Raw genomic sequence first — 25,772 nt, forward strand, 5'->3', positions numbered from 1 at the left:
TGATTGTTAGCTCCATTTTTGTCCATAACGAAAGCTGTTTTGTCGCAAGCACGATGAGCTAACGGTTTGCTTGGTCATATTTACGAGACTTTTTAAACATCAAATATAAATAAAAATTTTAATGAATCGGAGTGCCTTTGGCAATATTTTCCAATACACTAATATATAAGTTCAGTTTAACTTTACCATTCTCTTCGGTTTCATGCAAAACATAATATTTTTGAATTTCTGCATCTGTCCCCAATTTACGTTGAATATCTTCTTTTACATGGTCAATCGCAACTTGTTTCGCTTCTTCTTTTGACCTTGTATGTTGAAAAGATGATTTATTATAAATTGTCTGCTGAATAAATTGAATGGGCAGTTCCCATTTCAAAAAATATAACGGTTTTTCTTCTTTTTCAACTAAAATGCGATCGAATGGAACCTTTTTAAATCCCCATACAGGTATTTGTACCGTACCAAATTTTAGGTCATATTTCTTCATTTTTTCGCCGGACAATTTTTCGTAATAACTATGTAGTGAGCTACTTACGGTTACTTCATACCAAGTATTTGCATATACATCTCCTTCTGCTCCTACTGCTTCTTGTGCTATTTCTTGTTCACTATTATCCCCATCTTGCTTTTGTTCGTTGATGACTCCTGATACTAATAAATCACCTTTAGATACAAAATCATTTACTTCAACAACTGGCAATCCTTTTTTCACAAACATTTTTTCGATGACCCCACTTTTACTAGCCTTCAAATGCTGTGCAGGTCCTTTTTCTTCTTCTTCAATGATTAATTTCTCCACGCCATCGACATGATACGTTGTCCCCTTTTTTTGAATACCAATATAAAGCAGCTCTGGTACAGCGTGTAAAACATCTTGTTGAATAATATCAAGTGATTCTAATGAATAAGCCCATGCTCCCTCATATAAACCATACGAAGTCAATTGTTTATTAATTTTCTTTTCTACATCGACCGATACACCAGTTATATTAACTTTCCAAACAATATTAGACAAAATGAAAATGATGAGACAACATAAAAGGATGGACGCAATGATTTCTTTCCTTGTCCACATTTGAAGTAAATAATTGACATATCCTTTTCTATTCTTAAATTGTATTTCATAATCAAACTGATGTACGATTTCTTTTACTCTTTTTACGTGAAGTAAATAGATTTTACCGACACAATGGTTAGTAGCAGTTTTTTTTATATCCCAAACAGGAATTTTCGCGTTTGCACAAGCTTGAAAAAAAAATTCAGGATTCTTTCCTTGTACATGTACAGTGACAAAACCGACTAATTTTTTACCTTGAACTCGTCTCATATTTCCTCCTTATAACAGTATACTATTGGTGGAAAATTATTTTTTCAATGACACCTTCTAAAATAATTTCCCGAGCATACATCATTTTAATGGTTAACGTTTGCCCATTGATTTGAATGATTCCTTTTTCACATTGGAGCTTTATTTCATTTGTTGAAAACGAAATAAGTTTATAATGTTGTTCAATTGCTATTTGCTTATTACCAGTAATTGTTACAGTAGGAAGGTCTAAAAGTTCAGAAGGAAGTGTTAATTGATTATTTATCAGTGGTTTTATCATTCGTTTAATCGATCTCACTACACATTTCTCCCTTCTACATATAATTATGTAAAATACCAGCATATAAGAACTGATAAAACGAGAAAAAAACCATCTACTTACATCCTAGTGAGTGTGTAAGTAGATGGTTCTAATACATCATTTATCTTTGTTTTCTCTTCATCACAATATTTTGATATGGATTAAGTGCTCTCGGTGGTCCTAACACTTCGGCCATTATCACACTTTCAATCAATCCCTTTGACGATAGCTTATCTTCAAGCTTTATGTTAACTTGTACAACCTCTTCTTGTTCTGGTTGTAACTTCCTCTCTTTAACGTCCCTTTTAGGCTCATCATACTGGGATGACGATTCATATTGACGCTTTAAACGGTCATACTGCTCTTGCCTTTGTTCTTCCATAGACTTGGAAACACTTTCTTGTACTGTTTTGATCGTTTGTTTTACTCGCTTGACAGGTTGCTCTACCCGAGCTCTTCGTTGATCTGAACGATTGTTTTGATTTGCTGTCGGGTTTGCAGGTCGCTGTCTTTCCTGCTCTTCTTCTGTTTTCCTACCTCTATTTAAAAAATTAAGAAGTGCAGCAACGATAATAACGACGAAAACTATGTTGGAAGATATAAAGCCCCAGAAGCCTTCCATTTTTGGTGCCTCCTTACATCGTAAAGTCTAGATTATATTATTTTTTATCTTCATCATGGTCATGATCTTTTTTCGACACTTTGCCAATCGTATCTCTCATATCCGTATCTGCATTAATGTTTTTATAATTCATATAGTCCATCACACCCATATTACCTGAGCGTAATGCTTCTGCTAAAGCTTTCGGTACATCAGCTTCCGCTTCTACAACGCGAGCACGCATTTCTTCTACTTTTGCCGTCATTTCTTGTTCAAGAGCAACAGCCATCGCACGACGTTCTTCCGCTTTCGCTTGGGCAATATTTTTATCTGCTTGTGCCTGGTCTGTTTGTAACATCGCACCAATATTTTTCCCAATGTCCACATCTGCAATATCAATGGATAAAATTTCAAACGCTGTACCAGAGTCCAACCCTTTTGCTAAAACGGTATGGGAAATAGAGTCCGGGTTTTCAAGTACTTGTTTATGAGTTTTAGAGCTACCAATCGTACTTACAACCCCTTCACCAACACGAGCGATTACTGTTTCCTCTCCAGCTCCCCCAACTAAACGGTCGATATTTGCGCGCACCGTAATACGAGCTAGAGCCTTTACTTCAATCCCGTCCATTGCAATACCTGCAATAAATGGTGTTTCAATTACTTTCGGGTTAACACTCATCTGAACTGCTTCTAATACATTTCGTCCTGCTAAGTCAATAGCAGCTCCACGTTCAAATGATAAATTAATATTGGCACGGTGAGCCGCAATAAGCGCATTTACGACCCGATCAACATTACCACCGGCTAAATAGTGACTTTCTAGTTGGTTCGTATTAACATCTAAACCTGCCTTATATGCTTTAATAAGGGGATTAATGACACGGGATGGGATAACACGACGTAATCTCATTCCAACTAATGTAAATAATCCAACCTTTACTCCTGCCGCAAGGGCACTAATCCATAATGCCACAGGTACAAATGTAAATAATACGACGAGCGCAATTAAAATGATTGCAACAAGAATAATTGGTGCAATTTGACCAAATTCTAACCCCATTCTATCTTCCTCCTAATGATCTTTTATTTCTCTTACTACAATTTTAATTCCTTCTACTTGAATCACGGTAAGTTGCTTATCTTTTTCAATAAAACTACCGTCAGAAACAACATCAAGTCTTTCATTAGCGATGATTGCGGTTCCTGCTGGTCTAAGTGGTGTCACACTTATTCCCTCTTTTCCAATTAATTCTTTACGTTCTTGTGATGATATATACCCTAATTCAGTCGTTGTACGGTCTCTTAAAATGAGTTTTTTAAAGATCCCTCTTTCAGCTCCGATCCACTTATATAAGATGACGGCAGCCACAACGGCGACGATAAACGCAATCGAAATACTTAAGGACATATGCCCGATATCATATCCTGACATAAATAATGATGCAAGGATGGCTCCTACACCAAGTAATCCAATAATTCCACCAGCAACGAAAAATTCCACGATAATTAAAATGATACCTAAAACAAGCAATACGATCGCTTCCATTCCAGCAAGGCCAGCAATAACATGACCATAAAAGAACAAGAAAAGAGCAATTAATCCCATCGTTCCTGCCACCCCAAATCCGGGTGAATAGAGTTCAACAATCAACCCTAAACTTGCAACAGATAATAAGATCGGAATAACGAATGGACTAGTAACAAATCTGGCAACTTCTTCGGCAAAAGAAGTTTCCGTTTCAACAATCGTAGCATTCGTTAAATTTAATTCATACAATAACTCTACCCGATTTTGAACGATCCCTTCAGCATATCCTACTTCCACTGCATCTGTTGGTGTTAAAGTAAGAAACTTTCCTTCTGGTGCCCCAAGTTCAGGTAAATCAATACTTGGATCGGCCATTGCAATTGCATATTGGGGATCTCGTCCTTTTGATTCTGCGGCACTTTTCATTGCTGCGATCCAGGCTGATTGTGCTTTTTCATCAGCAGCATTTCCATCGCCTGTAATGACACCACTGGCTCCCATCGTTGCATTTGGCTTCATATAAATTGTATCTGAATTTAAGGCAATATAAGAACCTGCCGATAATGCTTCATTGACTATAAAAGCTGATGTTGGAATCTCAAGCCCTTGAAGTAATTTACCAATTTGTCCAGCTGAATCGACTCGTCCACCTGGTGTATCGATTTCAAAAATAATATGATTCGCCCCGGCTTCGATTGCTTCATTTGTCGAACGGACTAGAAATGCCTCAAGCCCTCTTTCTACTTCATTTTCAATCGGGATGATATATACAAGTTTATTTTCTCCCTCTTTTTCAGCATTCATCGATGAAGGTGTACATATAAAAGAAACGAATAAAATTGTGGAAAAAAAAGAAATGAGTAATTTTACACGGTTGGACAAAATAATTCACCACCCTTTTGTCCATTGTTTGGTGTTACTTTAATACTTTTAGGCAATATAATCGTACCATATATTAATTTCATATTCATTCATTAAGTATGTAGTTGTTTCATTTTTTTATCCTTATGCAAAAAAATATAATCAGATTATCGTGTAGAAAGGATATGAAGATTAATTAAAAGCCTACTTAGCAAATAAGTATGTGCGACTTCTATGTGAGAGCGGGATAAGGAATGCAGATATGCCCAAATTGGGTGCAAATCAGCTATGAATAAGGTTTATGGTGCTGAAGAAGGTACTTTTTACCCTTCTTTACACACACTATTTTCCAGACATTCTAAAATATAAAAAGATCCTACCATTTTATTCGTTTGGATTAGGATCTTTTTACGATGATCATCGAGATAAATTTATTCATTTAAAAGTTTTTGAACAAGCTTTTGAACAGAAGAACCATCCGCTTTCCCTTTTACTTTCGGCATTACTTTACCCATTACTTTACCAAACTCTTTTTTAGAAGTAGCATTTACCTCAAGGATCGTATCTTTAACGATTTGTTCTAGCTCTTCTTCTGAAAGCTGTTCCGGCATATAGTCCTGTAATATTTTAATCTCTGTTTCTATCTTCATAACTAAATCGTCACGACCCGCCGCTTTAAATTCATTTAACGAGTCATTCCGTTGCTTTAATTCCCTAGATAGTATGGTTAACTCATCTTCTTCAGATAAGTCACTAACTCCGAGTTTAATTGCTTCATTTTGTAAAGAGGCTTTGACCATACGAATAACATTAAGTCGCTCTTTATCTTTATCTCGCATAGCTTGTTTCATATTTTCGTTTAATCGTTGTGAGAGTGACATTATGTGCACCTTCTTTAAAATTTACGTTTTCTAGCGGCTTCAGATTTCTTTTTGCGACGTACGCTAGGCTTTTCATAGTATTCACGTTTTCGATATTCTGATAGTGTACCACTTTTGGATACGCTTCGTTTGAAACGACGAAGTGCATCTTCTAAAGACTCATTTTTACGAATTCGAGTTGTATTCGTCATACTAATTTCCCTCCCTCCGGAGTATAAAACAATAATGGATAGACATACTTTTTAAACATGCCTGTTACAATTATATTATAACGATACATATGGGTCAACAACTATTATTACGACACGGTAAAAAACATTTATATATTCTGTGTCAATTTCATCATTCCATTATGCAAAGATCCATCTGAACAAGATAAATATTGCTTTTCGATCCAGGCGAACGATTTCTTCAGAGTAGATTGAGCCCGGACGTATAGGGTCTACTGTTGTCGTCACAAAATATATGGTGGGACGAACGGAGGTAGACCTTGGACGTAACGTAATTAGTCTACATTCTCCCTTGTCCTTCCGTAAGAGTTTGTCTCCTTTAGCTACAAGCAACTTAATTAGTCTCTTTGTTCACGGTCAATTATCATTCAGGTAAATCCCCCATTATGCTATATAGGAAATTGACTCATTCAATTGATTCAACTCGAAACTAGCTGATCACATACTTTGACAAATATCCCTTCATTCATAGGATAATCTGCTTTCGTTATTTTTACACGAACGATGGAACCGATTAATTCCACAGGACCTTCAAACTGTACTTTTAAATAATTGTCGGTATAGCCTACTAAATTACCTAGCTTACTAGAACTTTTCTCTTCAGGTATCACTTCAAGAACTGTATTTTCATATTTTGTTGCGTAATTCTTCGCTAATTCGTTCGATAAATCGATCATTTTTTGTACTCGGGCTTCTTTTACCTCATTTGGTACTTGGTCATCCATTCTCGCTGCTGGAGTACCTGTTCTTCGAGAATAAGGAAAAACATGAAGTTCCGCATAACCAATTTTACGGACAAAATGATACGTTTCCATGAACTCTTCTTCCGTTTCTCCAGGAAATCCGACAATAATATCGGAAGTAATTGCAAGACCTGGTAATGCTTTTTTAATTTTATTTATTTTTTCTTCATAAAAAACAGCTGAATATTTCCGGCGCATTCTCGCAAGGACAGTGTTAGATCCCGATTGCAGCGGTATATGTAAGTGTTTTACAATTTTCGTTGATTTGTCTAACACTTCAATTACCTCATCAGTAATTTGACTTGCTTCAATCGAAGAAATACGGATTCTTTTTAAGCCATTTACTTTTGCTTCAAGATCTCGTAATAATTGGGCAAAATTATAGTCTGGCATATCTTCTCCATATCCAGCTGTATGAATACCGGTTAAAACGATCTCCTTATAACCTGCATCAACAAGCTTTTGTGCTTGTTCGATGACATTTTCAGGGTCTCTCGATCGGAGTAGCCCCCTTGACCACGGAATAATACAAAAGGTACAGAAATTATTACAACCTTCTTGAATCTTTAATGATGCTCTCGTCCGGTCAGAAAATTCTGGGACATCCATCTCTTCAAACGTTTTATTTTGCATGATATTTGAAACACCATTGATTGGAAGTCGTGTTTTTTGGTGTTCTTTAATTAGTGTGATCATATTTTTTCTATTTTGTGTCCCAACGACAACATCGACACCTGGAATTTCCATTACTTCACCAGGGGATGTTTGTGCATAACAACCTGTAACACAAATAATTGCTTCTGGGTTTTTTCTGACCGCACGACGAATAATTTGTCTGCTTTTTTTATCCCCTGTATTTGTCACAGTACATGTATTGATAATATAAATATCTGCCATTCGCTCAAAGTCTACTCTTTCATATCCTGCTGTCTTGAACATATTCCAAATTCCTTCTGTTTCATAGTGATTCACTTTACAACCTAATGTATGGAAAGCTATGGTTTTCGGTCTGTTAGTATCTATATTTGTCATTTTATAAAACATCCTTCCAAAACAAATAAACTTTTTACTATAAGTAATTTTAGCACAATATAATATTATTAAAAATGTTAATACAATATAAATAATTAAAGAGCGCTATCTTTTTGTTCTTGTTTCTCCTGTTCAAGCATAAACATGCCTAGCAATTCATGTAGATTCATACAAAGGAAATTAGATCACTAAATGGTGGTATTTGCATCAATTAATATAGGTAATTCCTATGATAATAAATATGTTAAAATGAAAGTAGGATGATCGGCGATGGATTTTACAGAAGTGTTCAAATCAAGAGGGCACAAGGCTAAGTACATGTATGTTCTTAGCGTTATAAATAATAAAAAACATAAATATTGATACATGGAAAAAGAAGAATCATCCACAAAAAAACTTGAAGACGAAAAACGATTAATGATGAAAGAGCATTCGCTCCTTTTAATAGCAGTAGATATGGAAGATTTATAAAAAAAGGTGCTCGGCTAAACAGGCGCCTTTTTTTATTTTACAGTCCACTAAATAAAATTTGCCTCCATTCTTTTTTGTAAATATAAATAATTAATCTCAAATAGGTAAAAATAGATGTACAAGAAATATTATTACTTATGAAAAGGGATGTGTATCTATGGATGTATTAAGACGTATTGCACTAGCTCTAATCATTATAGGAGCTATCAACTGGGGGTTAATTGGCTTCTTTAATTTTGATTTAGTTGCAGCTATTTTTGGAGGACAACAGTCGTTATTATCAAGAATTATTTACTCGTTAGTTGGATTAAGTGGGTTGTATGCATTGACAATCTTTTTCACTGGTATGAGTGCAGCTAGTGAAAATAATATTCATACGGATAGACCTAATTATGGAACAGAGTTTGGTAGCGAATTCGATCACTTAAGGAACAAAGATGATTCTAATAATGAAGAGGGCAATTAAGCCCTCTTTTGTATATACCTATTAATAAAGCAAATACTAAAAAGGAAGATCCTTCGTTAATTGTGAAGCGCCTCGAAGGTAAGGGGCATTGTTTTTATTTTATTAGCTTTTGGACATACTAACAAAACGTCCCCTGTTTTTCTTTTAAGATCGGGGCTCGTTTTTTATAAGCCTTATCTCTCTCTACATCTACATCTGAAACGATCTCGATCTCTATCACAGTCTCTGTCATGATCCTAGTCTCGATCATGATGCCCCTTTACTTCGCGACATTCACAAATTAATACGTCTCCGTCTACGATCTTCCTCATCTCTAAAAACACATATATTTAACCCTCCTTAAATTTATTATCAATAAAAATATATGGAAGAATTTATATTTTTGATTGGAAAAATTTTCAGATAAAAACGAACTATTTTATTTTACTAATTTAATACCCTTTTGATTTAAGCACAGCTTGCAACTTTCGTGTATTCGAACCATAAACCCCTTCAACTTCATAAGGTAAATAAACCATTTGGAATCGTCTAATCGTATCGACTGTTTTAGACCCCAGTATTCCATCAACAGAACCACATTTAAAGTAAATCGGATTAAGGATTCGTTGTAATTGTTTAACTCCATTGCCACGTGAACCACTTCTTCAGATACCGCTTGGTAACGGGTACTTATAAGATGACTGTGGTTTCTTTGGTTGGCTAGGTTTACGAGTAAATGTAGATTTGGCTTTACCCAAATTGATTGTCTGTCCAATTTTTACCTTTTTAGAATCTACTTTTGGGTTAGCAATGATTAAATCTTCTACGGTAATACCATCGGAAGTTGTGAGCATTCCCCAGAACGTGTCATCCTCTTGAATTTTATAAGTTGTAGGTGTTTTTGTAGTTGGTTAGTTTTAAGAATCTGAATGCTTCTTTATAATTGTAAACACAGCATGCCTTCCAAGAGTAACCAGACATTTCATGATGTGAGTTATCTTCGTTACCAATTTGATATGCAACTAATGCCGCGTGTAATTCCGCAATGGGCTTTTGTTGCATCGTCTAATTTATTAATGCGATAATCACCAGCGACACAAATACCTAGTGAAAATTGATTACTGTTTCAAACTCAACTCCCTTTTAGTTTTCTGTTTAATGTTCATTAGGTAATTTCCCAGTTAGAATTAATGATTTTCTCTGATAACCTTTCACAAAACCGCCCCTGTGTTAAAACCATTTTAGGTGTAGACGGGAGCGATCCTGTCTTTTTTATTTATCCGCTAAAAATTCGTACTGTACATTTAATCTTTTACTAATTAAATGAATAATCCTAAAATATAATCGCACACTAAGTTTTGATGTTATTTAGGAATAACGAATATCGATAAACTAAAGGAGCGAGATTATGGGAATATTAAGCGGCAATCCCCAAGACGAACCAATGCATTATGGTGAAGTTTCTGCAACTTGGACTTACCTTTTTGCAGAAAAGGGCATGATCGCCACGTATCAAACTTTAATCAATCACACGGGTGATGATGATTTAAAAAAACTTCTTCAGGAAGCTATTCAAGGTGCTAAAACTGAAAGTGAACAAATTGAGGAGTTGCTAAAAGCTAATGGTATAGCACTCCCTCCAGCTCCACCAGAACGTCCAGTTTCAAATTTAGAAGATATTCCAGCAGGCGCTCGTTTTGCTGACCAAGAAATTGCTGCTATGTTATCAATGAACTCAGCGAAAGGGCTAGTAGCCTGCAGTACTATAATGGGTCAATCTATTCGTGAAGATATTGGTTTAATGTTTGGTCAATTTCATACGAATAAGGCTATGTTTGGAGCAAAAGTGCTAAAGTTAAATAAAGAAAAAGGGTGGTTAGTTCCTCCGCCCCTCCATTTGAATACTCCAGACAAATAATAAGGTTCAAAAGCTAGGAGGTATCCTAGCTTTTTTAATGTGGCAAAGTCACGTTTCTTTTCATCCTTTCGCATCAACTCTTCCTTTGTCATTTGCTCACTGCCTCACTTTAATTAATTTCTACAATCGGCATCATGTACCGCATTTTAGGCATATATATTCCCATAATTCAGTGTTCTAATTCGGATTCACTACATGCTCGACATATGTTTTTCATACCGTCTCTCCTCCATATAAAATTCGAATTACGAACCTTGATAGTATCCTTTTTCTGTTAATCTCGTTCTTTTGGTATTACGCCTTTTCGAATTCTCCCCAACCAAATCCAAGTAATCTGCTGTGGTTGACAAATTGCATGAATAAGCATTTGTATGCTTGCTGTGCAATTGGTCCTTTTACATTGGTTCTCATATTGAGATGAAAACTCGTTACTTCTCTAATCACGGTAATAAATTGAAAGTCGATTGACGTTTCGGCTTATGCGGGGATGCTGTAATCGAATTCAGCTGTGTTAATTTTGTTTCCAATCGATAATATGAAACGGAGGCATTCAGCGTACTTTTCTAATAGTTGGTTACTGTCAGATCTCTCTCCTTCGCACTGTGGACATACAACTTAAATCGACATATCTGAATACCTTCATACATAAATGTGGAAAGAATTCGCAACGTGAATTTACTCATTAATCGTATGGAAAATTGATCGCATTTCACCAAATTTAAAAGATTTCATCGAAATGTACGAGGGATTGAAAAAATATAACATTACATTCGTTTCTAAAAATGAACAGTTCTACACCAGCACAACTATGGGCGAAGCAATGTTAAAAATCATCTTGGTATTCGCCGAACTCGAAGGTAAACTTGCGGCCGAACGAGCTTTATCCATTATGCTTTCAAGAGCCGAAAAAAAGGTTATGGTAATGGCGCAACTGTACCACTAGGCTATGTTCTGTCAGACGAAAAACAATTTCCTGTCGTAGATCCAAAACAGTTAAACAAATTTTTTGAATTGTATTTTTAAAACCAGCACTTTAAAAACCGCTTCTATGTTGAATGGTGTAATATTCCTACAAAACGTGGCGGTACGTGACATCTTGCGTAATCCTTTTTACATTGGAACATACCGTTACAACTTGAGAAATAATAAGTAAAGATGAATATGCTTTCAAGGATGAAAGCGAGTAGATTGTAATTAAAGATAATCATGAGGGTATAATAGATAAAGTCATTTTTCAAAATGCTAGCGAAAAATTATCTCTGATTGAATGATGTCAGACGTGAAAATACAAACATTCATGTTTTTGCTAAAAAAATATTTTGTCATAAGTGCGACCAATTATTAACTGCAGGTCTTGACTCGAAACGTAAAGATGAATTCAGGCCATCACGTTATGTTTGTAGTACCTATCACTCAAAAGTGTGGAGTCTTACTGTAGTAATTTTATGAGCGATATCACTATAGGTCCTATCTTAATAAATTACATCGCGAATGTGATAAAACTGCAGGATAGCATCACAGATAAATTTTCTAAATAGTAGGCGCCTTGTTACGCGGTAATGTTTTTGATAATGTAATCGGCATTGATGACAAATCGTTGAAAGAAACGTATTCTATGCTTGTATCAGTTTTTTCTAATGATACGTACGTGAACGCATCTGATGACGATAATTATGTCGATTTACACGAAAAACAATTGAAGCGGAATCAAGCAAAATACTTTCTAATAACGAAAGAAATTCAACAGTCGCGCACAGTTGATTACAGAAATTTGTTAGACGTAATTGGTATTGAATTGTTGCCGGCTTATATCTTCTGTAATTGATGAAGTGAAGGTATCTGATAAATAGGTACACTCTATTAAATTCAAAAACGGCATTACGCACAACCTAGTGCATAATCCGTTAAGTGATAAGAATAACGCTATTCGTTATCAGTACCCGCAAAATGGAGCATACAAACAGCATTTCGACACCGTTATAAACTATTTAAAAGAAAGCGGATCCATCACACGAATTGAAGTCGAGCAACTAGCGAACATTAAAAGATATAGCGCGCTCACTTTACTATGTATTAATCGCGATGGATAAAGTTGAACCTCGTAGAGATTTTGTAGCATTAAATACTATTTAAAATCATAAATTTACTCTCCACCGTCTAAAATGTCCGTTTTAGACGGTGTTTTTTTCTCGTTCGCTAGTTGCCCCAACTGTACTCTGGCAATCTCACATTAGTTTACTATACGTTAACCTAATGTATGGAAAGCAACTGTTGTCATTCTTTACACCTCAATTCTTCAAAATGGTACGAAATACTTGCGAGCAAATACATAGAGGCGGTTTCAGTACGTAAAATTCTTCTTCCTAGTCGGACAGGTTTACATTTATTTGCTTTTAATAACTCTACTTCTTCGTTAGAAAATCCACCTTCAGGTCCGATAAATACGATTACTTTATCGTTTGGCTTTCCTGTTTGTAATGCATCACTTAACGAGGAATAAGCGTTTGTTCTCGCTTCCTCTTCATAGGCGAACAATCTTAAATGATAGTGGCGACTATCTTCTAACAGCTCTTCAATCGTCCCTGTTTCTTTTAAGTTCGGAACTATATTGCGATGACATTGCTCACTAGCTTCTTTTATTATTTTCTCATATCGCTTTATTTTCTGTACAGCTTTTTTTTGCTCCCATTTTGCAATCGATCGATCTGCTTGAAATAACCAAAATTCATCTGCACCTAGTTCTGTTCCTTTTTGAAAAATAAGCTCCAGTTTATTTCCTTTTGGTAGTCCTTGAGCAATGGTTACTTGAACAGGTAATTCTGCATTATCTTCAAGCCATTTCGTGATTTTGGTATGTACTTCTGCTTTTGTTAACTGTGTTATTGTACAAATTGCCGCCTCACCGTTTGGATGATTGCAAATTATTTCATCCCCGATTTTTTTCCGCATGACACGGATAATATGGTGAGCGTTGTCTTCTGTTATGAACACTTTGTCACTATTCCAATAATGTTCAGGGATAAAATATCTTTGCACTGTTTCACCTACTCATTTTTTTGCTATTATACTTACCCAATTTTCTAGCGTATTCGTTTGAATAATTTGGAATCCTTTATTTTCTAAACAGTCTATGACCATTTGTTGTTTTGCTTCAATAATGCCTGAAGTGATAAAATAACCATTTTCCTCCAGATTATCCCATGCATCATCTACTAAGTGTAGTAAAATATCTGCCAATATATTAGAAACGATAATGGTTGCCTTTTGCTGAACCCCTTTTAATAAATCACTTTGTTGAACAGTAATATATTCCTCTAAATGATTCATATTGCGATTCACCACCGTGCTACTAACAGCAACTTCGTCTAAATCATATGCATATACATGACTTGCTCCTAACAAAGCAGAAGCAATACTTAAAATACCAGAACCAGTCCCCACATCTAAAATAATATCGCCTGATTGGACCGTTTCCTCTAGCGCTTGTAAGCTTAAAATAGTTGTAGGATGAGTACCAGTCCCAAACGCCATCCCCGGATCAATCGTAATAATTAATTCGTTTTCATCCACTTGATTATATGTTTCCCAACTTGGGACAATCATCAATCGGTTTGTCACCTTGATTGGTTTAAAATACTTTTTCCATTCATTTTCCCAATCTTGCTCTTGGACAGTATGAACGGTCATTTCATTTGAACCAATATCAATTTCATACGTACGAAGCTTTTCGACTTTCATATGAATCGCTTCTTTTTTCGCTGGCCAATTTTCATTATCGACAAAATATGCCTTAATATATATTCCCGTTTTTGGGTATTTACTCGGATCTAATTCATAAAGCTCCCCAAATTTAGCCCGTTTTTCTTTCAATAAATCGATTGGATCCTCAATGACGACACCGCCCGCGCCTTCGTCATTTAAAATATTGGAAATTGGCTCCAATGCTTCACTAGTCGTATGAATGATTAATTCTTTCCAGTTCATCTTACCCACTCATTTCTTTGGACACTGTACAACAGTTATTCACCTTTAAACGCTTTTTTAAAACGTTGAAATAAAGAATCTTCATCTTCTGTAATCGGTGCATTATCCGCAATTTGATTAAATTCTTTTAATAATTCTTTTTGTCTACTTGTCAGTTTTGTTGGTGTAACAACGCGAACCTGTACATGCTGATCCCCTTGGCCATAGCCTCTAACGTTAGGTGCACCTTTTCCTCTTAATCTAAATGTTCTTCCAGTTTGGGTACCGGCAGGAATTTTAAACATTACTTTGCCATGAACAGTCGGTACCTCAATTTCATCACCGAGCGTTGCTTGAGCAAAGGTAATCGGTAATTCTAGGAAAATATGATCTCCTTCCCGTTTGAAAAATTCATGTGGTCGAATAGCAATAACGACAAATAAATCGCCTGGTGGCCCACCATTTACACCTGGCTCACCTTTTCCAGAAACACGAATTTGTTGACCTTCATCAATTCCTGCTGGGATGGATACTTTAATTTTTGTATGCTTTTTCACACGTCCTGAGCCACCGCAAGTGTTACATTTATCTGTAATTATTTTCCCTTTTCCTTGGCAATAATGACAGACACGACGATTGACCACTCTTCCAAATGGCGTATTTTGTTCTGTATTTAATTGTCCTGTTCCATTACAATGTGTACATGTTTTTGGAGATGTACCTGGCTTTGCTCCAGAACCATGACATGTATCACATGTTTCTTCTTTTGGAATCGATATTTCTGTTTCTTTTCCAAAAATTGCTTCTTCAAAATTCAATGTCATTGTATATTGTAAATCTGCTCCTTGTTGCGGTGCATTTGGATCGCGTCTGCCTCCCCCACCAAAGAACATATCAAAAATATCACCAAATCCTGAAAAGTCACTAGCTCCTCCACCAAATCCTTGGTTTTGCGTACCAGCATGACCAAATTGATCGTATTGGGCACGTTTTTGTTCATTGCTTAATACTTCATACGCTTCTTTTGCTTCCTTAAATTTATCTTCAGCATCTTCTGCTTTATTAACATCAGGGTGATATTCTCTTGCTAGTTTCCGATATGCTTTTCTAATTTCGTCCTTCGTAGCATTTTTTTCTAATCCGAGGACATCATAATAATCTCGTTTACTCAACTTCAATTCACTCTCCTGAAACCATGAATTCAATCCTTTTAATGATAGCATTATTTGCTTCTTATTAGCAAATAAGCGAAATCTTTAAAGTTTCTATTATCAATTAAGATTTTTACAGCACAAATATTATACAAAAGAGACATTCTTAAAAAAAGTCAAAGTCAAGAAAAAACCTGACTTTGACCTCGGATCTGTTTCATTGTTTATTTTTGTGCTTTGTCTTTTTCATCATCAACTTCTTCAAAATCAGCGTCGACTACATCTTCCCCGCTAGCTTCTTCAGTTGCTTCACCTTGCTGTGCTTGTTGTTCCTGCGCCATTTGTTCGTACAATTTAACAGAAAGCTGCTGGACCTGTTCTTCTAATGCTGCTTTTTTCGATTTAATTTCTTCTATATCGTTACCTTCTAGTGCTTTTTTAAGTTCTTCTTTCGCTGTTTCTGCTTTTTTCTTTTCTTCGTCAGATACTTTATCTGCTAAATCTTTGATCGTTTTATCCGTTGTAAAGACTAATTGATCCGCTTCGTTTCTTATATCAATTTCTTCACGGCGTTTTTTATCTGCTTCCGCATTTTCTTCCGCATCTTTTACCATTTGATCAATTTCATCATCAGATAAACCGGAAGAAGATTGGATCGTAATCGACTGTTCTTTATTCGTCCCTAAGTCTTTTGCCCGTACGTTTACAATTCCGTTTGCATCGATATCAAATGTCACTTCAATTTGTGGTACACCTCTTGGTGCTGGTGGAATATCTGTTAATTGGAAACGACCAAGTGTCTTATTGTCAGCAGCCATTTCTCTTTCACCTTGAAGGACGTGAATATCAACAGCTGTTTGATTATCGGCTGCAGTAGAGAAAACTTGCGATTCGCTCGTAGGGATTGTTGTATTTCGCTCAATTAGCTTCGTTGTAACAGATCCCATTGTTTCAATACCTAATGAAAGTGGTGTAACATCAAGTAAAACAACATCTTTTACATCACCTTGTAATACTCCACCTTGAATAGCTGCACCTAATGCAACAACTTCATCAGGGTTCACACCTTTGGATGGCTCTTTTCCTGTTTCACGTTTAATTGCATCTTGAACAGCAGGAATACGAGTGGAACCACCGACTAAAATAACTTTATCAATATCACTAGCAGAAAGACTAGCATCAGATAAAGATTTACGAACAGGAATCATCGTTTTTTCAACAAGATCAGCAGTTAATTCATCAAATTTAGCTCTTGTAAGCGTCAATTCCAAATGCAATGGACCAGCATCTCCAGCTGTAATAAATGGTAACGAAATTTGTGTTTGTGAGACACCTGATAAATCTTTTTTCGCTTTTTCAGCTGCGTCTTTTAAACGTTGTGTAGCCATTTTATCTTGAGATAAATCAATACCATTTTCTTTACGGAATTCTTCGACCATGTAGTTGATAACTTTATCATCGAAATCATCTCCACCAAGACGATTATCTCCTGCTGTTGAAATAACCTCAAATGTTCCATCACCAATATCTAAAATAGAAACGTCGAATGTACCTCCACCTAAGTCATATACTAAAATGGTTTGGTCTTGATCTTCTTTATCGATACCGTAGGCAAGTGCTGCTGCAGTAGGCTCATTTATGATTCTTTCTACTTCAAGACCCGCAATAATTCCTGCATCTCTAGTTGCTTGACGTTCAGCGTCATTAAAATAAGCTGGAACCGTAATAACAGCTTTACTTACTTTTTCACCGATATAATCTTCAGCATAGCTTTTTAAATGTTGTAAAATAATCGCCGAAACCTCTTGTGGAGTATATTCTTTTCCTTCGATTTCAACTTTATAATCTGTACCCATATGGCGTTTAATCGATTGAATTGTATTAGGGTTTGTGATCGCTTGACGCTTCGCTACTTCCCCAACTTGTCTTTCACCATTTTTAAATGATACGACAGATGGAGTTGTACGGTTTCCTTCCGGGTTAGGAATAACGACCGCCTCTCCCCCTTCCATCACAGTCACACATGAATTTGTTGTACCTAAGTCAATTCCAATTATTTTACTCATTATCTAAAACTCTCCTTTATGACATTCCTATTTATTTACTTTAACCATTGCTGGTCGAATTACTTTGTCTTTTAACATATACCCTTTTTGCAACTCTTCTACAACAATATTCGATTCAAAGGCTTCATCTTCTATTTGCATAACCGCATGGTGGATATTCGGATCAAATTCTTTGTTCTCTGTTTCAATTTTCTCAACACCTTGCGATTTTAATGCTTCTTCTAATTGGTTATACACCATTTGAATTCCTTCCATAAATCCTTGATTCTCATCGGATATTTCACTTTGCAAGGCTCTTTCAAAATTATCCATTACTGGCAATAGTTCATTCGCTAAATCTTGTGATTTATATTTACGTTCGGCAATTTTCTCTTTTTCTGTACGCCTTTTAAAATTTTCAAATTCTGCTTGGACTCTGAGCAAGCGATCTTGTAATTGTTCTTTTTCTTCCGTTAATGTATCCATTTCTTTTTGCAACTGTACCTCATTTGTATGTTCGTTTTCTTCATTAGAGATTGCCGATTCATCATCGACCTGAGTTTCTTCCACAGAAATCGGCTCTTCATCTATATCTGTGACGATTGTATCTTTCTCTTGTTCTTCCATTAAAGGCACCTCCAATTTTTAAATTGCCACGTTAAACCATAACATGAAATTACACTAAAATAAACTATTAGGATAAGTATTTTGTACAAAAACAACCTTTGAATCATCCATTTATTTTTAATCGATTAAGCTAACCGAATAAAATACTATTTCATTTGTTTGTATGTTACATATAAAATGTCTGTCATTTCATTTGAAAGTGCTTGAAGAATAGTGATCACTTTCCGGTACTCCATCCTTGTCGGACCTAAAAGTGCTATTGTACCAAGTTGGTTCCCACCTAATTTATAAGATGATGTAATCAAACTAAAGTTTTTAATTGCCTCCATCTTGTTTTCATTGCCGATTGTTACTTGGATCCCGTCTTCATGACTCGCTAATAATTTAATTATTTCTGCTTCATTTTCAAGCATTGAATAAAATTCATATATTTTATCGACATCTTTAAATTCTGGTTGCATTAAAATATTAGATTGGCCACCAACATAGAGCTTTGCTTGCTCGTCATACCGGATGACAGACTGAATATATTCATACATTAATTCAAAATCTTTAATATGCTTTTTCATTAATTCATACACTTCTGTTTGAAGTGTATATGGTAATTGCATAATAGGCACACCGATAAGTCGGTCATTTAAAATATTGACCATTTTTTCTAACTCTCGTATATCCATCCCTTTTGGGATAGAGAAAGACTTATGTTCAACATGCCCAGTACTTGTCACTAATATGGCAACAGCTGTTTGTGATGTTAACGTAATGATTTGAATTTGTTTTAGTGTTGCATCAACCTCATTTGGTCCTAAAATGATCGCCGTATAATTCGTCAGTTGGGATAAAACTTCAGCAGATAGTTGAACAACTTGCTCTAGTTCCACCATATTATCTTGAATAATATGTTTAATAATGTTTATTTCTTTCCCTTTAAATGTCGGTGAAATCACATGATCGACATAGTAACGATACCCTTTTTCCGAAGGTATTCTACCTGATGATGAATGAGTCTTTTCTAATAATTCCATCTCTTCCAAATCGGCCATTACATTTCTGATCGTAGCAGCACTTAAATTAATTGATTTATTTTTAGAAAGTGCTCTTGATCCTATAGGATAGGCTGTTGCGATGAAATCATCAATAATCGTTTGTAATATAAGTAACTGTCTATCTGTTAACATGATTTTCACCTCTGTTAGCACTCTATGTACCCGAGTGCTAATACTAATAATAAATTAACAAATCCACTTTTCTTTGTCAATCAAGAAGATCAGATAACATAGGACATTTCTTAAAAAAGCACAAATAAAAAAGAAACCATGATGGTATTCTACACCACCATGATTTTCCTTTGACATCGGTTATTTATCGTCATTCAGCTGTAAAACAGACATAAATGCTTCTTGTGGAATTTCTACTGATCCGACCATTTTCATTCGCTTTTTACCTTCTTTTTGCTTTTCTAACAATTTACGCTTACGTGTTACGTCACCACCGTACAATTTTGCAGTAACATCTTTTCTAACAGCTTTAATTGTTGAGCGGGCAACAATTTGATTACCTATCGCTGCTTGGACAGGAACTTCAAACTGTTGACGCGGAATTAAATCTTTTAATTTTTCCACAATTTGTCTCCCACGATTATAACTAAAATCTTTATGAACGATGATCGATAAGGCGTCGATTGGTTCCCCGTGCAATAAAATATCCATCTTCACTAAATTAGAAGGTCTGTTTCCGATAAATTCATAATCGAGTGACGCATACCCTTTCGTTTGTGATTTTAATTGATCAAAGAAATCGAACACAATTTCTGATAATGGTAATTCATAAACGACATTTACTCGAATATCATCTAAATATTGCATATCGATAAATTGCCCACGTTTTCGTTGACATAATTCCATTACAGGTCCTACATAATCATTCGGAACCATAACAACAGCCTTTACATACGGTTCTAAAATTTCTTCAATCGATTGTGGATCGGGCATATGTGACGGATTATCTACTTGTAACACTTCTCCGTCCGTTTTTCTCACTTCATAAATAACACTTGGAGCTGTCGTAATTAAATCGATATTAAATTCGCGTTCTATTCTTTCCTGGATAATTTCCATATGGAGTAACCCTAAAAAACCACTTCTAAAACCAAACCCTAATGCTTGTGATGTTTCAGGTTCATATTGTAAAGAAGAATCATTCAGTTCCAATCTTTCTAACGCTTCACGAAGGGGGTTATAATCCTCAGAACTTACTGGATATAAACCACAAAATACCATCGGATTTAATTTACGATATCCTGGAAGTGGGGATGTTGCCCCGTTATTTGCTGATGTAATTGTGTCTCCAACGCGTGTATCTTTCACATCCTTCATTGCAGCTGTTAAAAAGCCGACATCTCCAACAGTAAGTACGGCTTTATTTACCGCCTTAGGCGTAAAAACACCAACCTCTAATACTTCATATTCTTTGCCACTTGCCATCATTTTTATATGATCGCCAACTTTTACTTGTCCTTCTTTCACACAAATATATGCGATAACACCTCGGTAGGAATCATATAAAGAATCAAAAATAAGCGCTTTTAATGGATCATTTTCCTTTCCCTCTGGCTCGGGAACACGTTCTACGATCCGTTCCAAAATATCTTCTATCCCAATATTTTCTTTTGCGGATGCTAAAATAACATCGTCAGGGTCTATCCCGACAATATCAACTAATTCCTGTGTCACCCTGTCAGGGTCAGCATTCGGTAAATCAATTTTATTAATAACCGGAATGATCTCCAAATCATTATCCAATGCTAAATAAACGTTTGCAAGTGTCTGAGCTTCAATCCCTTGTGCTGCATCGACGACCAAAATAGCCCCTTCACAGGCTGCAAGGCTTCTTGACACTTCATACGTAAAATCGACATGTCCTGGTGTATCAATTAAATGGAAAATATAATCTTCTCCATTTTTACTTTTATATTGTAATTGGACAGCATTTAATTTGATCGTAATTCCTCGTTCTCTCTCCAAATCCATACCATCTAAAAATTGTTCCTTCATTTCCCGTTCTGTTAATGCTTTTGTATTTTCTAAAATTCGATCTGCAAGTGTTGATTTTCCATGATCAATATGTGCAATAATCGAAAAGTTACGTACATTTCTTTTATTTTTAGTCATAAGTCCATGCCCACTCCTACACTCAATAAGCGTTTAATTGCGTTTTCTCTGCTACATGATTATATCAATTGCAAGAAATTGTTTCAATATAATCAATCATTTCTACTATTCCAAATTGGAGCTTTTTTCATTTATTCAAAAAATAAGTTAGCAATTTTGTACATTACTTGAATGACAAATTCATAAAGAGATGTGACGATTTTTTCAAAAAAAGAAGCAGTTTTATGAACGGTGTGGTCTTCTTCTATTTTAACTGGTTCATGTACAGTTTCTAATTCAATGGATGCAGCTGCTTTTTCTATCTCTTTTTCTTTGACCATTACAGGTTCTACCTCTTCTGTAACTACTTCTTGTTCGATTTCTTCGTTTGCTACTTGCTTTGTAGTAAGTCGTTCTTTTTCAAATGCACCGTACGACATTCCTCCGAAAAAAAATACAACTAATAACAAGCTAACGGTTATAAATCGAGTCATTTTCATCGCTCCTCTAATTATTTACTTGCTCTGCATCCCAGAAAAATTCACTAAATAATTCTGCAAGTACATCGATACTTCGGTACATTTCCTCCAACGTATTTTCATATCCACCAATTTCCATTAACAGCGCATTTTCAAGTAAATCTTGATTGTATACTCCGTTTGAATTAGGACCTTCTTTTGTAATAACTCCTTTACTTAATCCCGGATATTTTTCCTCAATTGAATAATGCAGTTCGGTTGCTAACGCAAGGTTTTTTTCATAATTTTTATTTTCGGCTCCGATGACAAACAACATTTGTGCATATGGTTTTCCGTCAATCTCTTTCGTCGTTTGATCACGTGGTAAACTATCCCGATGCAGATCAAACGCATATTGTAAATCTTTATTTTGACTGATCGCCTCTTGAACAACTGGTCTAGATGCTTCATAGGACTTTCCATATGTCCATCCTTTCTCATGTAAAACGCTCATTATGTCCGTATCATCCACATAGGAACCAATTCCATAGGATTCTAGTGCATTTGCTAGCCTATCACTCACTTTAGTAATATTTACTTCCTTATGATAAGCAGCGCCAGGCTCCGATTCATCTGGCAAATGTGGTAAAAATGACTCTCGATTATGGCTATTGTATAAAAAGACGACTTTTCTTCCTTCTGTAGTCAACTCATTGTCAGGCACTTTCTTTTCCATTTCTTTTTCTGATTCATCAACCGCTTTACGCTCTTGTAAAATATCTTCTAATGGAGGGCCGGACTCATGTGACATGCCACTAAATTCATTCAAATCTTCCCCAGCAATAATGACGCGATTTTCGTACGTTGAAAAGCCAGGTAATTCATGTCCTAAAAAGCTTTTTAAGTCTTTCATTTTAATACTCGTTACTAAGTTGAATAACATTTCCGAAATCTGTTGTTGTTCCATCGTTACATCATGTAGCAAATCATATGTTGTATTTTCAAGACTGAACATTAACGAAAAGATCGATTGATCCACATTACTCGTCCAAGATGAAAAAATAGAAGACGAAAGACGGGATGATGGTTTTGATGTTGTTATAATCCCTATTGTCGTAAATAATAGAATGATAATGATCATAGCGATTAATATTTGTTTATAAAATGAACGAAAATACTTGAAGATAGTGTTGCTAACGTGCTGAAACATATATACACCAACTTACCTTTAATTTTTGTATCGTTATATTAAACTATGAGACCTTATGTCAAAATAGAACTCAGCCATATGAAAAGGTAGAGTTAAAAAATGAACAAGAAGAATTCAGTGAAATGACAAGTAGATTCATTGCGAATAAGAAGTAATTCAGTGGATAGACAGGAAGGTTCAGCGCAAATGGAAATAATTCAGCGCATAGACGAATAGATTCAGCGCGAATGGAAATAATTCAGCGCATAGACGAGTAGATTCAGCGCGAATGGAAATAATTCAGCGGACGGACGAACAGATTCAGTATATGTTGAAACTGGATATACTATTGTACAGAGTCTCCGGATTGTAGTATAAATGCTCGTTCCATCCAAACATTTGCGGGAAAAGCAGGTGGCCTTCGATGGGACGAGCAAGGCGTAGTCCCAAAAGTCAAAAAACCCCATAGGAAGTGCTTTCTTCCGAGGCAGGTGAAGTTCGCAACTTCCTGGTACTTTACTAAATGCTCGTCCCATAGCAAAGTTTTGTGACTACGATTACTCGGTGTAATAAACATTGTGCGCCTTTGGTAAACCGCAGTCCTCGCTAAAAGCATGTCACATTTCGCTCAAAGACAACGGTAGGATGAAACGCATTTTAGTTTGTCATCAAACTCTCCTTACTTATTCATCTCGTATAATGTGCATCTTGTTCCACATTAATTTTGTCATGTAAGGCGGCATTGATCCCTTGCGCAACGAGATGGGCCATATCTGCCATAAATCCATCAATTTCTTTTGGTGTGACAATTAAATTTCTTCCCATTGGAGTTAACACTTCTTCCAATAATGCTCTTTTTTCAGATTCGGATAAATTTCCTACCAATCCTAAAAAAGTACTTCTCCTCGTTTCATCAGGCAAATCTAGATCAGATAAATTATCATGCTTAATCGGCATGACCGTTGGCAGTAATGCTTTCTTTGGTTTATCTTTTTCACTCCATTCTCTACCCATATGTTTTAACAGATAGTCTAATGTATCACTTGCAATCGTAACAGCATCAACGACTGTTGGAACACCGATCGCAATAACTGGAATTCCAAGAGTTTCTTTACTTAGCTCTTTCCGCTTATTGCCAACACCAGAACCTGGATGTATTCCAGTGTCTGTTATTTGGATCGTTTCATTAATTCGTTCAATCGATCGTGAAGCAAGCGCATCAATCACAATGACAAAGCCTGGTTTAAACTTTTCAATAATACTTAAAATGATATCGCTCGTTTCCATCCCAGTTACACCCATCACCCCTGGAGAAATCGCAGCGACCGGTCTGTAACCTTTAGCAACAGTTTCATATTTTAGTTCAAATAAATGGTTTGTAACAACAATTTTTTCAACCGTCATAGGACCTAAAGCATCAGGTGTAACATTCCAATTGCCTAAGCCTACAATCAATCCTTTGCTATTTGGTTGAATGTTATTTTGATTCATTAACTTTTCGATTTCTCGCGATAAAACGTTGGCGGCTTTTGCTTGCATTTTCGTATCTTGCTTCTTGACACCGTCTGCAAATATCGTAATATAGGAGCCAGCTTTTTTGTTTAAAGTTTTTTCCCCGTCTTTTGAAATTTCTATATGGCTTACTTTCACATGATCATACACATGATCTGTTGCTTTTACTCCGGGTATATCTGCCGTATCTCTTTCTTTTTCCACATACATATCTTTTGCTTCAATCGCTAAATCCGTTCGTACGGAATATTCTTTTTCCATTTTACCCACGTCCTTTACTCTTACTTTCGAATTTAGTATGGACTTTTTTTACATTAAAAATGTACAACTATTGAAATGGATGACTTTATCTGATAAAATATTTTTGTCGTAGTGCCTTCACGCTGACTGAAGGAAAAGGAATGAAAACTAGGATAGATTTAATAAACTCGGGCTTATACCAATCCATTTTGGTCAACCATTATTCCGAGCCTAAAAGTGAAAAACTATTCTAAAATTTACATGAAAAGCTATAGGAATGTACTTAGAGGAGGTGACCTCATGGCTAATTTAAAATCTGCTATTAAACGTGTAAACACGAACAATAAAAAACGTGAACGCAACCAAGCGATTAAATCTGATATGCGTACACATATTAAACAAGTTGAAAAACTTATCGATGTAAATGATGCTGAAAATGCAACATCTGCTTATAATTCTACTGCTCGAATTATTGATAAGGCTGTACAAAAAGGTGTTATTCATAAAAATAATGGAAATCGCCATAAAGCACGCTTAGCTAAAAAATTAAATAATTTAAGCGCGTAATCAGAAAAACGATCCTCTTTTTGGGATCGTTTTTTGTATAGGAAAAGAAAATTATTCCTCGATATTTTTTTCATAATGCTCTAAAGATAAAAAGTAAAATTGATTAGCTTCTTTTTTAAAACCTAACTTATCATATAGCTTCTGGGCTGGTGTATTTTCTTGATTCGTTTCAAGTAATATCCCCTTTGCGTCTGTTTCCTCTACTAAATGAACAGCTTGATCAATTAATTTTTGTGCCGTCCCTTTGTTCCTCGCTTCTTTTTTCACATATAGGTCATTCAAAATCCAAATTCGCTCCATGCTTAATGACGAAAATGCAGGATATAACTGAGTAAAACCGAGCGCTTTTCCCTCATCATAAGCAATGAAAACGACGGAATCTTCATTAGTTAATCTTTCTTTTAAAAATTGTTGCGCCCCATCAAAATTAGCCTCTTGTTTATAAAATGCACGATATAACTCAAATAATTCCGTTAATGCATGTAAATCCTCCAATGTAGCTTGGTGAACTTTCATAGTTTGTCCTTCAT

The 25,772-nt window shown here is 35.6% G+C and carries 25 protein-coding genes and 1 pseudogene; 5 read left to right on the forward strand and 21 right to left on the reverse strand.

The features are described from left to right. Positions 1-118: 118 nt before the first annotated feature. The 8 genes from yqfD to mtaB all read right to left on the reverse strand — a co-directional run bounded on the left by yqfD (position 119) and on the right by mtaB (position 7,507). Positions 119-1,327 (reverse strand): sporulation protein YqfD, encoded by a 1,209-nt coding sequence (gene yqfD / locus DFR56_RS10685; protein ID WP_110395433.1) that lies wholly within the window; start codon positions 1,325-1,327, stop codon positions 119-121. Between the two features lie 22 nt (positions 1,328-1,349). After that, positions 1,350-1,625, reverse strand: coding sequence for a YabP/YqfC family sporulation protein (locus tag DFR56_RS10690; RefSeq protein ID WP_158525603.1), 276 nt, complete (start codon positions 1,623-1,625; stop codon positions 1,350-1,352). Between the two features lie 124 nt (positions 1,626-1,749). After that, positions 1,750-2,250 (reverse strand): hypothetical protein, encoded by a 501-nt coding sequence (locus DFR56_RS10695; RefSeq protein ID WP_110395435.1) that lies wholly within the window; start codon positions 2,248-2,250, stop codon positions 1,750-1,752. Positions 2,251-2,287: 37 nt separating this feature from the next. Continuing rightward, positions 2,288-3,292 (reverse strand): flotillin-like protein FloA, encoded by a 1,005-nt coding sequence (floA, locus tag DFR56_RS10700; RefSeq protein WP_110395436.1) that lies wholly within the window; start codon positions 3,290-3,292, stop codon positions 2,288-2,290. A 12-nt stretch (positions 3,293-3,304) separates the two neighbouring features. Further along, the gene (locus DFR56_RS10705) at positions 3,305-4,645 is read right to left on the reverse strand and encodes an NfeD family protein (RefSeq protein WP_244916494.1); all 1,341 of its coding nucleotides are present in this window, start codon (positions 4,643-4,645) and stop codon (positions 3,305-3,307) included. 407 nt (positions 4,646-5,052) lie between these two features. Beyond that, the gene (locus DFR56_RS10710) at positions 5,053-5,502 is read right to left on the reverse strand and encodes a GatB/YqeY domain-containing protein (RefSeq protein WP_110395437.1); all 450 of its coding nucleotides are present in this window, start codon (positions 5,500-5,502) and stop codon (positions 5,053-5,055) included. 14 nt (positions 5,503-5,516) lie between these two features. Next, positions 5,517-5,693 carry a 30S ribosomal protein S21 gene (rpsU, locus tag DFR56_RS10715; protein WP_110395438.1) on the reverse strand — a complete coding sequence of 59 codons (177 nt, stop codon included), beginning with the start codon at positions 5,691-5,693 and terminating at the stop codon, positions 5,517-5,519. A 458-nt stretch (positions 5,694-6,151) separates the two neighbouring features. Continuing rightward, positions 6,152-7,507: a tRNA (N(6)-L-threonylcarbamoyladenosine(37)-C(2))-methylthiotransferase MtaB gene (gene mtaB, locus DFR56_RS10720; RefSeq protein ID WP_110395439.1), complete on the reverse strand. Its 1,356-nt coding sequence runs from the start codon at positions 7,505-7,507 to the stop codon at positions 6,152-6,154. Between the two features lie 628 nt (positions 7,508-8,135). Here mtaB and DFR56_RS10725 point away from each other — a divergent pair. After that, a complete protein-coding gene (locus DFR56_RS10725) occupies positions 8,136-8,444 on the forward strand; it encodes a DUF378 domain-containing protein (RefSeq protein WP_110395440.1) in 309 nt (102 codons plus the stop codon). Positions 8,445-8,562: 118 nt separating this feature from the next. Here DFR56_RS10725 and DFR56_RS23710 read toward each other — a convergent pair whose 3' ends face one another. Together DFR56_RS23710 and DFR56_RS23980 are read right to left on the reverse strand one after the other, a co-directional pair. After that, positions 8,563-8,694: a hypothetical protein gene (locus tag DFR56_RS23710; protein ID WP_278250649.1), complete on the reverse strand. Its 132-nt coding sequence runs from the start codon at positions 8,692-8,694 to the stop codon at positions 8,563-8,565. A gap of 181 nt (positions 8,695-8,875) precedes the next feature. After that, positions 8,876-9,064, reverse strand: a pseudogene (locus DFR56_RS23980) (peptidoglycan-binding domain-containing protein); the annotation flags it as partial. Positions 9,065-9,831: 767 nt separating this feature from the next. On the opposite strand from DFR56_RS23980, the gene DFR56_RS10740 reads away from it, so the two are divergent. From DFR56_RS10740 to DFR56_RS10750, 3 genes are all read left to right on the forward strand, one after another. Next, entirely contained in the window at positions 9,832-10,341 is a 510-nt protein-coding gene (locus DFR56_RS10740; RefSeq protein WP_110395443.1) for a DUF3231 family protein, read from the forward strand. A gap of 685 nt (positions 10,342-11,026) precedes the next feature. Continuing rightward, positions 11,027-11,284, forward strand: a complete 258-nt coding sequence (locus DFR56_RS23985; RefSeq protein WP_377725766.1) for a recombinase family protein — start codon at positions 11,027-11,029, stop codon at positions 11,282-11,284. Positions 11,285-11,887: 603 nt separating this feature from the next. Beyond that, positions 11,888-12,166 (forward strand): hypothetical protein, encoded by a 279-nt coding sequence (locus DFR56_RS10750; RefSeq protein ID WP_110395444.1) that lies wholly within the window; start codon positions 11,888-11,890, stop codon positions 12,164-12,166. A 449-nt stretch (positions 12,167-12,615) separates the two neighbouring features. On the opposite strand, the gene DFR56_RS10755 is transcribed toward DFR56_RS10750, so the two are convergent. The 10 genes from DFR56_RS10755 to gpr all read right to left on the reverse strand — a co-directional run bounded on the left by DFR56_RS10755 (position 12,616) and on the right by gpr (position 24,696). Next, entirely contained in the window at positions 12,616-13,377 is a 762-nt protein-coding gene (locus DFR56_RS10755) for a 16S rRNA (uracil(1498)-N(3))-methyltransferase (RefSeq protein ID WP_110395445.1), read from the reverse strand. 12 nt (positions 13,378-13,389) lie between these two features. After that, complete coding sequence (gene prmA, locus DFR56_RS10760; protein WP_110395446.1) at positions 13,390-14,325, reverse strand: 50S ribosomal protein L11 methyltransferase; 936 nt, start codon at positions 14,323-14,325, stop codon at positions 13,390-13,392. Between the two features lie 35 nt (positions 14,326-14,360). Then, positions 14,361-15,476, reverse strand: a complete 1,116-nt coding sequence (gene dnaJ / locus DFR56_RS10765) for a molecular chaperone DnaJ (protein WP_110395447.1) — start codon at positions 15,474-15,476, stop codon at positions 14,361-14,363. Positions 15,477-15,679: 203 nt separating this feature from the next. Then, positions 15,680-17,521, reverse strand: a complete 1,842-nt coding sequence (gene dnaK, locus DFR56_RS10770; RefSeq protein ID WP_110395448.1) for a molecular chaperone DnaK — start codon at positions 17,519-17,521, stop codon at positions 15,680-15,682. A gap of 27 nt (positions 17,522-17,548) precedes the next feature. Further along, positions 17,549-18,127 carry a nucleotide exchange factor GrpE gene (gene grpE, locus DFR56_RS10775; protein WP_110395449.1) on the reverse strand — a complete coding sequence of 193 codons (579 nt, stop codon included), beginning with the start codon at positions 18,125-18,127 and terminating at the stop codon, positions 17,549-17,551. 146 nt (positions 18,128-18,273) lie between these two features. Beyond that, positions 18,274-19,305, reverse strand: a complete 1,032-nt coding sequence (gene hrcA / locus DFR56_RS10780) for a heat-inducible transcriptional repressor HrcA (RefSeq protein WP_110395450.1) — start codon at positions 19,303-19,305, stop codon at positions 18,274-18,276. 180 nt (positions 19,306-19,485) lie between these two features. Then, positions 19,486-21,297 carry a translation elongation factor 4 gene (gene lepA / locus DFR56_RS10785; RefSeq protein WP_110395451.1) on the reverse strand — a complete coding sequence of 604 codons (1,812 nt, stop codon included), beginning with the start codon at positions 21,295-21,297 and terminating at the stop codon, positions 19,486-19,488. A 131-nt stretch (positions 21,298-21,428) separates the two neighbouring features. Beyond that, complete coding sequence (locus DFR56_RS10790) at positions 21,429-21,770, reverse strand: hypothetical protein (protein ID WP_110395452.1); 342 nt, start codon at positions 21,768-21,770, stop codon at positions 21,429-21,431. Positions 21,771-21,783: 13 nt separating this feature from the next. Continuing rightward, the gene (gene spoIIP / locus DFR56_RS10795) at positions 21,784-22,944 is read right to left on the reverse strand and encodes a stage II sporulation protein P (RefSeq protein ID WP_110395453.1); all 1,161 of its coding nucleotides are present in this window, start codon (positions 22,942-22,944) and stop codon (positions 21,784-21,786) included. A 666-nt stretch (positions 22,945-23,610) separates the two neighbouring features. Then, the gene (gene gpr / locus DFR56_RS10800; RefSeq protein ID WP_110395601.1) at positions 23,611-24,696 is read right to left on the reverse strand and encodes a GPR endopeptidase; all 1,086 of its coding nucleotides are present in this window, start codon (positions 24,694-24,696) and stop codon (positions 23,611-23,613) included. A 279-nt stretch (positions 24,697-24,975) separates the two neighbouring features. Between gpr and rpsT the strand changes: the two genes are divergently transcribed. Further along, the gene (rpsT, locus tag DFR56_RS10805) at positions 24,976-25,242 is read left to right on the forward strand and encodes a 30S ribosomal protein S20 (RefSeq protein WP_110395454.1); all 267 of its coding nucleotides are present in this window, start codon (positions 24,976-24,978) and stop codon (positions 25,240-25,242) included. Positions 25,243-25,293: 51 nt separating this feature from the next. On the opposite strand, the gene DFR56_RS10810 is transcribed toward rpsT, so the two are convergent. After that, the gene (locus DFR56_RS10810; protein WP_110395455.1) at positions 25,294-25,758 is read right to left on the reverse strand and encodes a GNAT family N-acetyltransferase; all 465 of its coding nucleotides are present in this window, start codon (positions 25,756-25,758) and stop codon (positions 25,294-25,296) included. Between the last annotated feature and the right edge of the window lie 14 nt (positions 25,759-25,772).

The organism is Pseudogracilibacillus auburnensis (assembly GCF_003201975.1).
GTDB classification, from domain to species: Bacteria; Bacillota; Bacilli; order Bacillales; family Amphibacillaceae; genus Pseudogracilibacillus; species Pseudogracilibacillus auburnensis.

Coding starts and splice junctions, on each gene's coding strand:
- yqfD (WP_110395433.1), bottom strand. CDS start 1,327: ATGAGACGAGTTCAAGGTAAAAAATTAGTCGGTTTTGTCACTGTACAT.
- DFR56_RS10695 (WP_110395435.1), bottom strand. CDS start 2,250: ATGGAAGGCTTCTGGGGCTTTATATCTTCCAACATAGTTTTCGTCGTT.
- floA (WP_110395436.1), bottom strand. CDS start 3,292: ATGGGGTTAGAATTTGGTCAAATTGCACCAATTATTCTTGTTGCAATC.
- DFR56_RS10710 (WP_110395437.1), bottom strand. CDS start 5,502: ATGTCACTCTCACAACGATTAAACGAAAATATGAAACAAGCTATGCGA.
- rpsU (WP_110395438.1), bottom strand. CDS start 5,693: ATGACGAATACAACTCGAATTCGTAAAAATGAGTCTTTAGAAGATGCA.
- mtaB (WP_110395439.1), bottom strand. CDS start 7,507: ATGACAAATATAGATACTAACAGACCGAAAACCATAGCTTTCCATACA.
- DFR56_RS10725 (WP_110395440.1), top strand. CDS start 8,136: ATGGATGTATTAAGACGTATTGCACTAGCTCTAATCATTATAGGAGCT.
- DFR56_RS23710 (WP_278250649.1), bottom strand. CDS start 8,694: ATGATCGAGACTAGGATCATGACAGAGACTGTGATAGAGATCGAGATC.
- DFR56_RS10740 (WP_110395443.1), top strand. CDS start 9,832: ATGGGAATATTAAGCGGCAATCCCCAAGACGAACCAATGCATTATGGT.
- prmA (WP_110395446.1), bottom strand. CDS start 14,325: ATGAACTGGAAAGAATTAATCATTCATACGACTAGTGAAGCATTGGAG.
- dnaK (WP_110395448.1), bottom strand. CDS start 17,521: ATGAGTAAAATAATTGGAATTGACTTAGGTACAACAAATTCATGTGTG.
- grpE (WP_110395449.1), bottom strand. CDS start 18,127: ATGGAAGAACAAGAGAAAGATACAATCGTCACAGATATAGATGAAGAG.
- hrcA (WP_110395450.1), bottom strand. CDS start 19,305: ATGTTAACAGATAGACAGTTACTTATATTACAAACGATTATTGATGAT.
- lepA (WP_110395451.1), bottom strand. CDS start 21,297: ATGACTAAAAATAAAAGAAATGTACGTAACTTTTCGATTATTGCACAT.
- DFR56_RS10790 (WP_110395452.1), bottom strand. CDS start 21,770: ATGACTCGATTTATAACCGTTAGCTTGTTATTAGTTGTATTTTTTTTC.
- spoIIP (WP_110395453.1), bottom strand. CDS start 22,944: ATGTTTCAGCACGTTAGCAACACTATCTTCAAGTATTTTCGTTCATTT.
- gpr (WP_110395601.1), bottom strand. CDS start 24,696: ATGGAAAAAGAATATTCCGTACGAACGGATTTAGCGATTGAAGCAAAA.
- rpsT (WP_110395454.1), top strand. CDS start 24,976: ATGGCTAATTTAAAATCTGCTATTAAACGTGTAAACACGAACAATAAA.
- DFR56_RS10810 (WP_110395455.1), bottom strand. CDS start 25,758: ATGAAAGTTCACCAAGCTACATTGGAGGATTTACATGCATTAACGGAA.